Here is a 12184-nt window from a genome sequence, read left to right as displayed (position 1 = left end):
AGGGAGAAAAGGGCTCCTCTCACCCCGCCCCACCTCGCGGTGGCGCATGGGCGGCTTCGGCCTCGCGGACGATGGCCCGCGCCAGGTCGCTGAAGATGCGCCGGTGGATGGGGTAAAGGGCCCACCAGTAGAGGAAGCCCGTGAGGCCCTTGGGCTCAAAGTAGGCGGTCTGGACGAGGAGGCTTCCCCCCTCCTCCTCCCGGGCCTCCCACTCCAGCCAGGCCCGTCCGGGCAGGCGCATCTCCGCCCTTAGGCGGAGGAGCCTCGGGGGCTCCACCGCCTCCACCCGCCAGAAGTCCACCGCCTCCCCGGGGAGGAGCTCGGTGGGGTGGCGCCTCCCCCGCCTCAGGCCCGGCCCCCCGAGGAGGCGGTCCAGAAGGCCCCTCAAGGCCCAGGCCCAGTTCCAGACGAGCCAGCCCCTCTCCCCTCCCAAAGAGGCGAAGCTCCGGAAGAGGGCCTCCGGAGAGGCCTGGGTGCGGAGGGCGCGGACCTCGCGGATGAGGCCCTCCCGGTCCTCGAGGCGGAACCCCCCGCCGTAAAGCGCCCCCGACCAGCGCGTCTCCACCTCCCCCAGGGCGATCCTCTCCAGGGCGAGCTCCACCGCCTTGCGGTAGGGGATGGGCGAGACCTCGGGGAAAAGGGCCCGGGCCCGGGCGGTGTCCGCCACCAGGGGGTGGAGGATCCCCTCCACCAAGGGGAGGGCAAGCCGGTTGGGAATGGGGGTGACGAGGCCCACCCAGAGGGCGGCAAGCCTCGGGGCGAGGACGGGGACGGGGAGGATGACCCGCTTAAGCCCCCGCACCTCGGCGTAAGTCTCCATCATGGCTTTGAAGGAGAGGGGCTCGGCGCCGATCTCCACCACCCCGGAAGGCCCCCTCTCCAGGGCCAGGAGGAGGTAGGCCAGCACGTCGCGGATGGCGATGGGGGAGACGGGGTTCAGCACCCAGCGGGGGGCCAGCATGACGGGCAGGCGCTCCGTGAGGTAGCGGACCATCTCAAAGCTCGCCGACCCTGAGCCCACGATGGGCCCGGCCCGAAACTCCGTGGCGGGAAGGCTCCCCCTCAGCACCTCCCCCACCTGGGCCCGGCTTCGCAGGTGGGGGGAGGGCTTCCCCTCCTTGGGCAGGAGGCCCCCGAGGTAGACCACGTGCGCAAGGCCCACCTCCCGGCCCACCCGGGCGAAGGCCTCCGCCTGGCGGCGCTCCGCCTCCTGGAAGGCCCTCTCCGAGAGCATGGCGTGGACCAGGTAGTAGGCGGCCTCCACCCCCTCCAGGGCCCGCCTCAAGGCCTCCTCGTCCTCCAGGCTCCCCTGGACCACCTCCACCCCCTTGGCCCAGGGCCTTCCTGCAAGCCGCGCCTCGTCCCGCACCAGGACCCGCACCTCGTGCCCCCGCTCCAGGAGGCGGGGCACGAGCCTCCCCCCCACGTACCCCGTGGCCCCCGTGACCAGGACGCGCACGCCCCAAGCCTACACCCCTCTTCCCCCGGGAAAAGGGCGGTAGGCCAAGGTCTTGCCGGAAAAGAGGCGCTACCCTGGCCCCCGTGCGGGCTTTGGTGGTGGGGGCGGGGATCGGGGGGCTCGTGGCGGCCCGGGCCCTGCAGAAGGCCGGGCTAGAGGTGCTGGTCCTCGAGGCCCACACCTACCCGGGGGGCCTCGCCGGAACCTTCACCCACAGGGGGCACCGCCTGGACGCCGGGGCCACCCTGCTTTCCGGCTTCGCTCCCGAAGGCCCCATGGCCCTCATCGCGGAGGCCCTGGAGGTGCGCTTCCCCGTGGAGCCCCTCCCTGAGGGCTTCCCCCTCCTCGAGGTCCACCTGCCCCGGGGAAGGGTGGTGCGGCCCGTGGGGCGGGAGGCGGAGCGGGAGGCCCAGCGGGACTTCTTCGGGCCAGAGGTCCTCCCCTTCTGGCGCTGGCAGGAGGAGAGGGCCAAGGCCCTCCTCCGCCTCGCTCCCCGCCTCCCCTGGCCCCCCGAGAGGGAGGAGCTTCCCCGCCTCCTCGCCCTCGTGCCCGAGCTTCTCCCCCTCCTCCCCGACCTCTTCTTGAAGGCGGTCCACCGGGCCCCCCAGGACCCCCACTTCCTCCGCTTCCTGGACGCCCAGCTCCTCATCGCAAGCCAGGCGGAGGCGGGGCGCACCTACGCCCTCTACGCCGCTTTGGCCCTGGACCTCCCCCACATGGGCTCAGCCCTCGCCCCAGAAGGCGTGGGGCGGGTGGCGGAGGCCCTGGCGGAGGGCCTTCCCGTGCGCTACAAGGCCCGGGCGGAGAGGCTTCTCCTCCGGGAGGGGCGGGCCTTCGCCGTGGAGGTGGCCTACGGGGGAAGAAGGCGGGGGGAAAGGGAGGTGGTGGAGGCCGACCTCTTCGTCCTGGACGTCCCCCTCGCCCCCCTTCTCGGCCTTCCCCTCAAGGCGCCCAAGGACGCCTGGGGGGCCTTCGTGGTCCACGGGGTCCTGCCCTTTAGGGCCCCTCCCCCCTACTTCCGGCAAAACGCCAGGGAAAAGCCCTTCGCCTTCCTCTCCCTGCGCCCCGAGGGGGAGAAGACGGCCTTCGCCCTAAGCCTCCACACCCCCCTCGCCCTCTGGGAGGGGCTTTCCCGGGAGGAGTACGGAAGGCTCAAGGCCCGGTGGGGGGAGATGGCCCTACGCCTTGGGGAGGCCCTTCTCCCGGGGCTGAGGGAGGCGGAGTTCCTCCTCTTCGGCACCCCCAGGACCTACGCCCGCTTCGCCGGGCGGGCCTGGGTGGGGGGGTATCCCCAGACCCACCCCTTCCGCTTCCCCCGGGTGCGGCCCTTTCCCAACGTCTTCCGGGTGGGGGAAGGGGTCTTCCCGGGGCAGAGCGTCCCCGCGGCAGCCCTCTCCGGGCTCAGGGCGGCCCGCCTGGCCCTAGAAGCCCTAGGCCTTGCAGGTAGCGAAGGAGAAGCCCGGCCGTCCTTCCCTCCCTCTCCGTGAGGAGGTCCAGGTGGGTGAGGCCGGGGAGGACCTGGGCGCGGGCCTCCGTCCCCGGGAAGAGTTCTCCCAGAAGGAAGTTCTCCGCCCTCGGGTAGAGGCCCCGCCCGGCCCCTAAGGCGAGCACCGGGTAGGGCAGGGCCCGGGGCTTGAGGCCCCGGAGGACGTAGGGGTACCCCCCCACCTCCAGGAGGAGCCGGTAGGGGAAGTACCACTCGGAAAAGCCCGTCTCGGGGAGGGCGAAGGCCCTCAGGAAGGCCCTGGGGTCCGTGGCCTCCCCCGTGTCCCGCCAGGCGACGGGGCCCGCCCTCGGCCCCCGCACCGTGCGCACAAGCCGCCCCTGGAGGAGGCCAAAAAGGCTAAAGCCCTCCCTGGCCCAGGCCCGGCCCACGCTCACGCTGAAGACGGGAAGGAGGCTGTAGTCGTCGTCCACCCGGAGGAGGGCCAAGGCCTCCCGGGTGGCCCGGTAGGGCCCGAAGGGAAGGACTTCCTCGGGCCTTTTCGCCGCCAGGAAGGCCTCGGCCTCGGCCAGGGCGAGCGCCTCAGGCCCAAGGCCCAAAAACTCCACGACAGGGCTTCCCTCCCCTCGGAGGAAGGCCCGGTAGCCCACGAAGCGGCCAAAGGGGAGGTCTGTCCCTTCATAAAAGGCCTCCTCCGTGAGGCGCGCCACCCCGGGGGCCCCGTCCAGGAGGACGAGGCCGGAAAGCTTCTCCCCGTGGAGGAGGGCGTAAAGCCCGGCGAGGGCCGCCCCCAGGGAGTGGCCCCCGAGGACCACGGGGGCGCGCCTCCTGGCCTCCTCCACCGCCAGGTCCAGGTCCTTGAGGTGCACCTCCAAGCCCCACGCCCTTAAGGGGGTGAGGTCGGGGAGGGGCATGCGCCGGTAGTAGGCCACGGGGTCCTCCTGAAGGAAGCCCCGGCGGTCCTCGAGGCCATTGGCCCGCCTCTCCCAGGCCCAGACCTCGAGGTCCGGGTCAAGGGCGCGCAGGTGCTCGGCCAACAGGGCGAAGTTGGTGCTTCCCCCGAGAAGCCCCGGCACCAGGAGGAGGAGGGCCTTGGGCCTTGGGGCGGGGTAGACGAGGGCGTAACTATGGTCCAGGTCGGGCCGCCCCGTGTCCGCCCCGGGGAGGGCCCGGTACTCCTGGCCTTGGGCCAGGAGGAGGGCGAGGGAAAAGGCCAAAAGCCGCCTCATGCCCCTCACCCTACCTCGGCGAGGACGAGGCCAATGAGGCCTAGCCTCCGGACCTCGGCCTGGAAGCCCGCCCCTTCCAAGAGGCGGAGGAGGGCTTCCGGGGAGGGGCGGAAAAGCCCGAGGGAGGCCCCGGGGCCGAGGAGGAGGAGGCCGAAAAGCCTCCCCCCAGGCCTTAGGACCCGCCTCGCCTCCCGGGCCGCCGCCATGGGGTCAAAAAACTCGTTCCAGGTGGGCCCGATGGCCACGCCCCCGAAGGCCCCCTCCCGGAAGGGAAGCCTCTCCCCGTGGGCGAGGAGGTAGGCTCCCGGGCGGCGCTTCCGGGCCACCCTCAGGAAGGCGGGGGAAGGGTCCACCCCCACCATCCCCTCCCCCAGGGCCTCCCGGTAGACCCCGGTCCCCGTGCCCACGTCCAAAAAAGGCCCTCCCGTGGGAAGAAGCCACTCCCGGAGGAGGGCGAGCTCCCCGGCGAGGTCCAGGCGCCCCCCGGAGAGGAGGCCCGTGGAGCGGGTGCGCCAGAGGTCGTAGCCCAAGGCCACGGGGGGAAACCGGTTGACGAGGGCGAGGAGGGGCCTTTCCCGGAAGGCCCGGAGGTCCAGAAAGCCCCCCTTCCAGGGGAACGCCCGGCCACACCCGGGGCATCCCTCCTCGAGGAGGGGCCCCCGGCAGAAGGGGCAGGCGAGGAGGGGAGGGAGCCAAGGGGGAACCCCCTCCCCGGGAGGCCCCGGGAAGGGGGGCTTGGGAGCCTCAGCGGTTCCCACCGAGGACGGTGGCGTCCACCACGGGGACCACGGTGAGGGTCCCCTCCTTGAGGCTCCCCACGGCGAAGACCGTGTAGACCTTGCCCGGCTCCAGCTCTACCCCGGGAAGGCTCAGGGCCACGGTGTCGGTGCCCGCCGCCCGGACCTCGAGGTCATAGGTCCCCGCGGCCACGGAGAGGTAGGGGCTCGCCTGGGGGAAGGGAAGGCCCGCGAGGAGCACGGGGCCCCCCTTCACCGCCACGTCCACCGCCGGGGCGTCGGGGGAGGCGTGGACCACCCGGATCCGGGCGTACCCCGCCCTGGGGAAGAAGCCGGCGAGGAGGTCCGTGTAGACCTGGGGCCGGATCTGGGCCAGGAAGCCCGTGGCGGCCACGGTGTAGTAGACCCCTTCCTTCAAGTCCAGCTCGGCGTCCATCACCACGGGGGCGTCCTGCCCCGCAGGCACCACCTGGACCCGGACCTTGGCGGCGGGGAGGGGGAGGTAAGGGGTGACCTCCTTGAAGGCCAGGCCGGTGATGGCCCGCTGCCCGTTCACCAGGACGTCCACCGCCGGGGCGTCCGGGGAGAGGTGGGCCACCCGCACCATGGCCCCTTGGCCTAGGGCCAGACCCACCAAGCCCGTCAAAACCATAGCGAAAAACCCGCGTTTCATGCCTGTTCACCTCCAGGCCTTGAGCCTAGCCGGGAGGCCTCGGGAGAACCTGGGTTTGAACCACAAAGAACTTCCAAAAGTAGCCGGGCCTACGCTGCGTGGAAGCCCCTGGGTGCCGAGGTGCGCCTTGTGGCTGCCTCCTGGCTATGGACCCGTGCCCCATGCTCAGGACGCCCCCTTTCCCGGGGCCCTAAGGGCCGTCCTGCTAAGCGGCTGCACGTTGATTCCGCAACACGGGTGGCCCGAAATAAGGCTTGGGAAGGTCTTTTTGGGGCCCCCACCGCGGCGAAAGCCGCGGTGGGGTACTTAGAGCCTGTGGGCCTCGAGGCCCTCCTTCCCACCTGCCTGCGGTGCGGATCCCCCTTCGTTCTCCAAGCGGCAGACGGGCCTAAGCCGCACCCCTAGGGCCGTCCCCAATAGGGCGAAGACTCCCCAGAGGGGGCCGTGGAGGCTGAAGGAGGCGGTACCCCCCAGGTAGGCCCCGATGTTGCACCCCCCGGCAAGCCGGGCCCCATAGCCCATGAGCACCCCGCCTAGGAAGACGCCCAGGTGGGTGCTCCAGGGAATTCGGCGAAGGTCCTTCAGACGTAGGCTTCCGCTTAGGGCCGCCCCCAGAAAGGCCCCCAGGAAGAGGCCGAAGTTGGTGACGCTGGTGGCGTCCCTCAGCACGCTCTCCTGCAGCCTCTCGGCGAAGGGGGGGTTGTGGAAGAGGGCCCAGTCCAGCACGGGGATGCCCAGGGCCTGGGCCAGCTTGCCCCCCCAGAGGGCGAAGGCCGCCGTCACCCCCCAGGGGCGGCCCTGGAGGAGGAGGAGAAGGAGGCTTCCCAGGGCCAGGAGGAGGGCCCCGCCCGCCAGGCTCCAGGGGCCGAAGAGGGGGTGGGTGGCCTCCCGGCGGAGGAGGGGCTCGAGCCTCCCCCGTCTCCTCCGCTCCACCTGGCTCACCCCCAGGTACAAGGCGGCGAGAAGCCCCATCCAGAGGGCAAGGCCCAGGTAGGGGGAGGGGAACCAGGTGAGGGCGCTTCCCGGGGTCCAGGCGGGCAGGCCCTGCCAGTAGGGGAGATGGTAGACCCCGAGGAGGGAGCCCGCCATGAAGCCCAGGAGCACCAAAAGCCCCCGGGTGTCCCCGCTTCCCGTGTGGTAGAGGGTCCCCGAGGCGCACCCATCCCCAAGCTGCATGCCCACCCCGAAGAGGAAGGCCCCCACCGCCAGGGCCACCCCTAGGGGCACCAGGAAGCCCTGGACCGGGAGGCCGAAGGCCTCCCCCTCTTTCAGGAAGGGAAAGAAGAGGAGGGCGGTGAGGGCGAAGAGGAGGAAGTGGGCCCGTAAAAGGCGGCTTTCCCCGGTGAGGAGGAAGCGGCGGAACCCCGAGGCGAAGCCGAACTTGGCGTGAAAGAGGGTAAGCCCCAGGAGGACCGCCACCCAGAAGGCGAGGAGGAGCCGGGGGCCGGAGGCCTGGTAGACCAGGTGGGAAAGGCCCGCAGAGCCAAGGGCGAAGAGGGCCAGGGCTAAGGGTTGGGGTCTCGCCGACCGCTCCATGCCCCCATATTACCCATGAGTCTAGTAAGGTCAAGGGTATAAGGCCTGCGCCGAGGGAGGGGCCCTGGAGTCCCAGGGCCCCTAGGCGGGGGCTTGACTAGAAGGCGAAGTCCTCCACGTACCAGCGCTCCGTCTTCTTGTGCTCCTCCTTGGGGTCCATCTTGCCCGCGTGGGCCAGCATGAGGATAAGCTTCCTGCCAGGAACGATCTCCACGTCGGTGGCCTCGCCGGTCTTGAGCTTGCGGCTGAACTCCACCGTCCACTTGCCCCCCTCGTAGGTGGCGGCGAAGGCCAGAATGGAGTTCTTGCCCCCCTCCTTCTCATCGGGCACCGGGGCCCCGGTGCGCTTCACCTGGTACATGTCCAAAGCCACGGGCCTGCCCTCTTCCACGTAGAAGAGGTACTGGTCTGCCCCCTTCTTCTTGTCCGTCTTCTCGGCCAGGAAGCCGAGGCCGATCCACCCCTTGCTCTCGCCCTCGAGGGCCAGGTAGAGGGTGTCCCCCACCACGCTCCAGTAAAGGGTGAAGCCGCTCTTCTCGTGAACGAAGCGCTTGGCGTACTCGCCGCCGGCCACCCGGCCGTCCACCTTGGGGGCTTGGGCCAGGGCCACACCCAGGGCCAGGACCAGAAACCAGACCGCGCTTTTTCGCATGGCCTACCTCCCGTTACTCCCGTATGGTGATGCCCACCACAAAAGCCACCGCCCCCACGTGCGTGTGGGCTAGGGCTGCTAGAACCGGACGGCTTCCCTTAAAGGCCTCCAGGAAGCCCTCGAGGCTAAAGAGGTTCACCTCCGCGTCCTGGGCGTTCCAGAGCAGGTGGTAGTAGGCGCCGAGAACCCCGGTGAGGATGCTTACCAGCATCCAGAGGAGGAAGGGGTAGCGCACCCACTTGCCCCGGTGGAAGAACATGAGGAGGGTCAGGGGAAAGCCCACCCAGGACACGAGGAAGGGGATCCGGCTCTGCCAGCTCTCCGTCCAGTGGTCCAGCACCCAGTGCTCCATGCCGTAGAAGGCGAAGCCTACCAGGGCGATGAGGAGGAAGGTGGAACGCAGGAACTCCAAGAGCCTTTCCTCTTCGGTCTTGGCTTTGATGAGGGCCTCGATCATATCCCACCTCCTACCTGGCCCGGTAGATGGCGAGGAGCCCCGTCACCCCCATGTGGGTGAAGGCCAGGGCCGCCAGGACCGGCCTGCTTCCCGCCATGGCCTCCATGGTCGCCTCAAAGGCAAAGGCCACCTCCCCCTCGAAGTTCCAGAGGAGGTGGAAGTAGGCCCCCAGCACCCCGGTCAGGACCGAGGCCCACATGGTGAGGATGAAGGCCCACCGCACCCAAGGGGTTTTCCGGTCAAAAAGCACCCAGAGGGTGAAGACAAACCCCGGCACGGCCACGAAGAAGGGGATCCTGCTCTGCCAGCTCTCCGTCCAGTGCTCCAGAAGGATAAGCTCCAGCGGGTACAGGACCCACCCCACCAGGCAGAGGAGGAGCATCACCAGCCGGATGAACTCCAGGGCCCACTGGGTTTGGTTCTGTGCGCTCCTGAAGGCCCGTACCATGCATCACCTCCTTACCCCTGACAGCACCATAACACCCGTACCCGGGGAGGTTTGTCCCCCGGGGCCCCCGTGCTGGCTTGGGCCAGCATGGGGTGGTATTAAAGGGGTTTTCCCGCCCCCATCCGGGCAAAGGAGGCGTGGGTGAGGGCGATGGCCAGGGCATCCGCCAGATGGCTGGGCTTGGGGGTTTCCTTCAGGCCCAAGATCCCCCGCACCATGAGGGCCACCTCCTCCTTGCCCGCGTGGCCGTGCCCGGCCAGGGCCTGCTTCACCTGCATGGGACCATAGGCATAGACGGGGACCAAGGCTTCGGAGGCCGCCACCAGCACCGCGCCCAGGGCCCAGCCCACCTTGTAGGCCAGCTCGTTTTGCCGGTAAAAGTACTGCTCCTCCACCGCGATGGCATCGGGGCGGAAGCGGAGGAGCACCTCCTTCACCCGGGCGTGGATGCGCCCCACCCGCTCCCTGGCGGGCTCCTGGTGAGAGGTCTTCACCACCTCCCCGTGGAGAAGCCGGGCCTTCAGGCTTCCCTTGCCCTCCACCTCCACCACCCCAAGCCCCAGGTGGGTGATCCCCGGGTCAATGCCCACCACCACCATGGCCGGGTCCTGGGGACAAGGGGGAGTCAGTTCCCCTTCCTGGGGGGATAGTCCCCGTCCCCGTAGCGGATGAAGGCGGGGATGTCAAAGTTGTAGGGGTCGGCGTGGGTGGGGAAGTCCAGGGGGCGCACGGGCCTGGGCACCACGGTGCTCTCCCCGAAGCCCGCGGCGATGAGGATGACCCGGAGCTCGTCCTGGGCCCGATCATCGTAGGTGACCCCGTAGAGGATGTCCACGTCCTCGTTGCCGGTGGCCTCCCGCACCCGTTCCACCACCTCCGAGGCCTCCATGAGGGAGAGGTCCTCCGAGCCCACCACGTTGAGGAGGAGGCGCCTGGCCCCTTCGATGGAGCGCTCCAGGAGAGGGCTCATGGTGGCGGTCTTGGCCGCCTCCTCCACCCGGCTTTCCCCCCGGCCGGCCCCGATGCCCATGAGCACCTGCCCGGCCCCCTCCAGGAGGGCCTTCACGTCCGCGAAGTCCACGTTGATGAGCCCCGGGAGGTTGATGACGTCGGTGATGCCCTTGACCCCGTGGTAGAGCACCCGGTCGGCGATGAGGAAGGCGTCCTTGAGGGAGACCTTCTTGTCCACCGCGGAGAGGAGGCGGTCGTTCTGGACCACCACCATGGCGTCCACCCGCTCCTTGAGGCGCCGGATCCCCTCCTCCGCCGCCTTCAGGCGCTTGGGGCCTTCAAAGCTGAAGGGCCGGGTGACCACGGCCACGGTGAGGGCCCCCAGGCGCTTGGCGATGTCGGCCACCACGGGGGCGCTCCCCGTGCCCGTGCCCCCCCCCATGCCCGCGGTGATGAAGATGAGGTCGGCCCCCTCCAGGGTCTCGGCGATGAGGTCCTCGGCCTCGAGGGCCGCCTTTTCCCCGACCTCCGGGTTGGCCCCCGCCCCCAGGCCCCGGGTGAGCTTCTCCCCCAGCTGCACGCGCACGTCCGCGAGGCTTTTGGCCAGCACTTGGGCGTCGGTGTTGGCGGCGATGAACTCCACCCCGGAAAGCCCCGCCTCGATCATGCGGTTCACCGCGTTGTTCCCCGCGCCTCCCAGACCGATGACCTTGATGACCGCTCCCTCCATGACCGCCTCCTCTCCCCAAACCCTCCGCTCAGAATAGGTTGTTCAAAATCTCCTTGATCCGGGCCCAAAGGCCCTCGCCCTTGGCCTTCTCCTCCCGCCTCTCCCGGGCCCGCCGGGGCTCGGGGGGCCGCAAGGGTAAGGTGGTGCCGAAGCGCACCAGGCCCACCGCGGTGGCGTGGGCGGGGGTGGCCACCACGTCGGTGAGGCCGGAGACCCCGTGGGGCTTGCCCACCCGGACCGGGAGCCCGTACTGTTGCCGGGCCAACAGGTCAAAGCCCCGGAGCAGGGCGGTCCCCCCGGTGAGGATCACCCGGTTCACCTTGATCTCCAAAGGCCCCAGGGCCTCGTCCACCGACTGGCGGGCCAGGTGCAGGATCTCCCGCAGGCGGGGGCGGATGATGCGGGCCAGCTCCGGGGCCGGCACCTCCCCCAACGAGCCCCCCTCCTGGTTGATCTCCAGGACGAGCTCCGGGTCGGCCAGCTCCGGCAGGGCCGCCCCGTACTTCCGCTTGACCCTTTCCGCCTCCTCAAAGGGGATCTTCAGGAGCTGGGCGATGTCCTGGGTCACGTGGTCCCCTCCCAGGGGCAGGACCGAGGAGTGGGCCAGGCGCCCCTCCCGGAACACCGCCACCCCCGTGGTGCCCCCGCCCACGTCCAGGAGGAGGACGGTCATGTGCTCCTCCTCCGGGCCCAAGGCCCCGAGGCCGCTCGCCAGGGTCTGGGCCACCAGGGCCTCGATCTCCAGCCCCGCCTCCTCCACCGCCCGGCGCAGGTTGGCCAGGGGCCCCCGGCCTGCGGCCACCAGGTGCACGTCCACCTCGAGGCGCACCCCGGCCATGCCCACCGGGTCCCGGATCCCCTCCTGGCCGTCCACCTTGAACTCCAGGGGCAGGGCGTGGAGGAGTTCCAGCTCGCTGTCAAAGGGGTAGGCCTTGGCCTGTTCGATGGCCCGCTCCACGTCGCCCTCGGAGATGCTCTGGCCCCTCCGGATGGCCGCCAGGCCGTGGCTGGTCACGCTCTTGAGGTGGGGCCCCCCTACCCCCAGGAGCACCCGCTCCACCTTGACCCCCGCCACCCGTTCCGCCTGGTGGAGGCTCTGCCGGATGGCCTCCGTGGTCCGCTCCAGGTTGACCACCACGCCCCGCTTCAGGCCTTGGGAAGGGACCGTGCCCTCCCCGATGATGTCCAGCACACCGTCGGGGGCCAGCTCCCCGATCACGGTGGTGACCTTGCTGGTGCCTACATCCAATCCGGCGATAATCATGGGCTTGCGCTCACCCCCCAAGAATACAGGAAAACCTTGCCCTTGGGCCGTCCGGCTTGGGCATACTCTAACAGAAGTTGCGGATCCGGGGCGAAAAGGCTCCCCTCGGCCAGGTCCACCCAGAACCCGGCGGGGGTGTAGCGGAGCCTTTTGGCCTCGGGGTAGGCCCGGGCCAGGGCCAGGAGGGCTTGGGTGGGGAGGGGCCCCTTGCCCTCCACCCTGGGCCCCTTGGCCCAGGGGGCCCCGCCGGGGAGGAGGGTGCCGTCCTGAGCGAGGGCGGCCCCGTCGCTCAGGGGTAGGAAGGGCTCCCGCTCCCGGAGGAGGAGGCGCACCGTTCCTATCCGGGGCTTTTCCAGCCTGGCCTCGGCCACCCAGGGGTCCGCCACCAGGGGCTTTAAGCGGTTCGGGAGCACCCAGAGCCAGGGCTCCCCCGGGAGGATGCGGGTTCGGGCCAGCACCTCCTCCTTTTTGAGGTACCTGAGCCCCTCCACCTCTACCCGATCCACCGGGAAGGAGACCAAGCTGGCCACGTACAGGGTGGCGAGGAGGAGCAGGGCCAGGAGGGCTCTCATGGTGCCCATCTTAATCCCTCCCTGTGAACAGG

The 12184-nt window shown here is 70.2% G+C and carries 13 protein-coding genes; 1 reads left to right on the top strand and 12 read right to left on the bottom strand.

Features of this window, described 5'->3' with window-relative positions; translation table 11 throughout:
* Positions 1 to 19 precede the first annotated feature (19 nt).
* A complete protein-coding gene (locus ACYQ0J_RS02715) occupies positions 20 to 1459 on the bottom strand; it encodes an SDR family oxidoreductase (RefSeq protein ID WP_093007472.1) in 1440 nt (479 codons plus the stop codon).
* 83 nt (positions 1460 to 1542) lie between these two features.
* Here ACYQ0J_RS02715 and ACYQ0J_RS02710 point away from each other — a divergent pair, with 83 nt between their 5' ends.
* Entirely contained in the window at positions 1543 to 2946 is a 1404-nt protein-coding gene (locus tag ACYQ0J_RS02710) for a phytoene desaturase family protein (RefSeq protein WP_093007470.1), read from the top strand.
* Here ACYQ0J_RS02710 and ACYQ0J_RS02705 read toward each other — a convergent pair.
* The 11 genes from ACYQ0J_RS02705 to ACYQ0J_RS02655 all read right to left on the bottom strand — a co-directional run bounded on the left by ACYQ0J_RS02705 (position 2861) and on the right by ACYQ0J_RS02655 (position 12161).
* A complete protein-coding gene (locus ACYQ0J_RS02705; RefSeq protein ID WP_176758168.1) occupies positions 2861 to 4132 on the bottom strand; it encodes an alpha/beta fold hydrolase in 1272 nt (423 codons plus the stop codon). The two genes, ACYQ0J_RS02710 and ACYQ0J_RS02705, sit on opposite strands and share 86 nt — an antisense overlap.
* Before the next feature lie 5 nt (positions 4133 to 4137).
* Positions 4138 to 4890, bottom strand: a complete 753-nt coding sequence (locus tag ACYQ0J_RS02700) for a methyltransferase domain-containing protein (protein WP_093007466.1) — start codon at positions 4888 to 4890, stop codon at positions 4138 to 4140.
* On the bottom strand, positions 4877 to 5542 hold the full coding sequence (locus ACYQ0J_RS02695; protein ID WP_093007464.1) for a DUF4397 domain-containing protein: 666 nt from the start codon (positions 5540 to 5542) through the stop codon (positions 4877 to 4879). Before ACYQ0J_RS02695 ends, ACYQ0J_RS02700 begins: the two co-directional genes overlap by 14 nt.
* A 306-nt stretch (positions 5543 to 5848) precedes the next feature.
* Positions 5849 to 7078 (bottom strand): YeeE/YedE family protein, encoded by a 1230-nt coding sequence (locus ACYQ0J_RS02690; RefSeq protein ID WP_460170646.1) that lies wholly within the window; start codon positions 7076 to 7078, stop codon positions 5849 to 5851.
* Positions 7079 to 7175: 97 nt separating this feature from the next.
* On the bottom strand, positions 7176 to 7730 hold the full coding sequence (locus ACYQ0J_RS02685) for a DOMON domain-containing protein (RefSeq protein WP_460170645.1): 555 nt from the start codon (positions 7728 to 7730) through the stop codon (positions 7176 to 7178).
* A 13-nt stretch (positions 7731 to 7743) separates the two neighbouring features.
* Entirely contained in the window at positions 7744 to 8187 is a 444-nt protein-coding gene (locus tag ACYQ0J_RS02680) for a hypothetical protein (protein WP_460170644.1), read from the bottom strand.
* 10 nt (positions 8188 to 8197) lie between these two features.
* Positions 8198 to 8635 (bottom strand): hypothetical protein, encoded by a 438-nt coding sequence (locus ACYQ0J_RS02675; protein ID WP_460170643.1) that lies wholly within the window; start codon positions 8633 to 8635, stop codon positions 8198 to 8200.
* Between the two features lie 98 nt (positions 8636 to 8733).
* Entirely contained in the window at positions 8734 to 9234 is a 501-nt protein-coding gene (gene ruvC / locus ACYQ0J_RS02670) for a crossover junction endodeoxyribonuclease RuvC (RefSeq protein WP_460170642.1), read from the bottom strand.
* A 26-nt stretch (positions 9235 to 9260) separates the two neighbouring features.
* A complete protein-coding gene (gene ftsZ, locus ACYQ0J_RS02665) occupies positions 9261 to 10316 on the bottom strand; it encodes a cell division protein FtsZ (RefSeq protein ID WP_460170641.1) in 1056 nt (351 codons plus the stop codon).
* A gap of 28 nt (positions 10317 to 10344) precedes the next feature.
* Positions 10345 to 11580 carry a cell division protein FtsA gene (ftsA, locus tag ACYQ0J_RS02660; protein WP_460170640.1) on the bottom strand — a complete coding sequence of 412 codons (1236 nt, stop codon included), beginning with the start codon at positions 11578 to 11580 and terminating at the stop codon, positions 10345 to 10347.
* Positions 11577 to 12161 carry an FtsQ-type POTRA domain-containing protein gene (locus ACYQ0J_RS02655; protein ID WP_460170639.1) on the bottom strand — a complete coding sequence of 195 codons (585 nt, stop codon included), beginning with the start codon at positions 12159 to 12161 and terminating at the stop codon, positions 11577 to 11579. The genes ftsA and ACYQ0J_RS02655 overlap by 4 nt, the downstream gene beginning before the upstream one ends.
* Between the last annotated feature and the right edge of the window lie 23 nt (positions 12162 to 12184).

Source organism: Thermus sp. FJN-A, assembly GCF_054655095.1.
The sequence above is the reverse complement of the archived record's forward strand: the minus strand, read 5'-3'. Positions and strand labels throughout refer to the sequence as shown.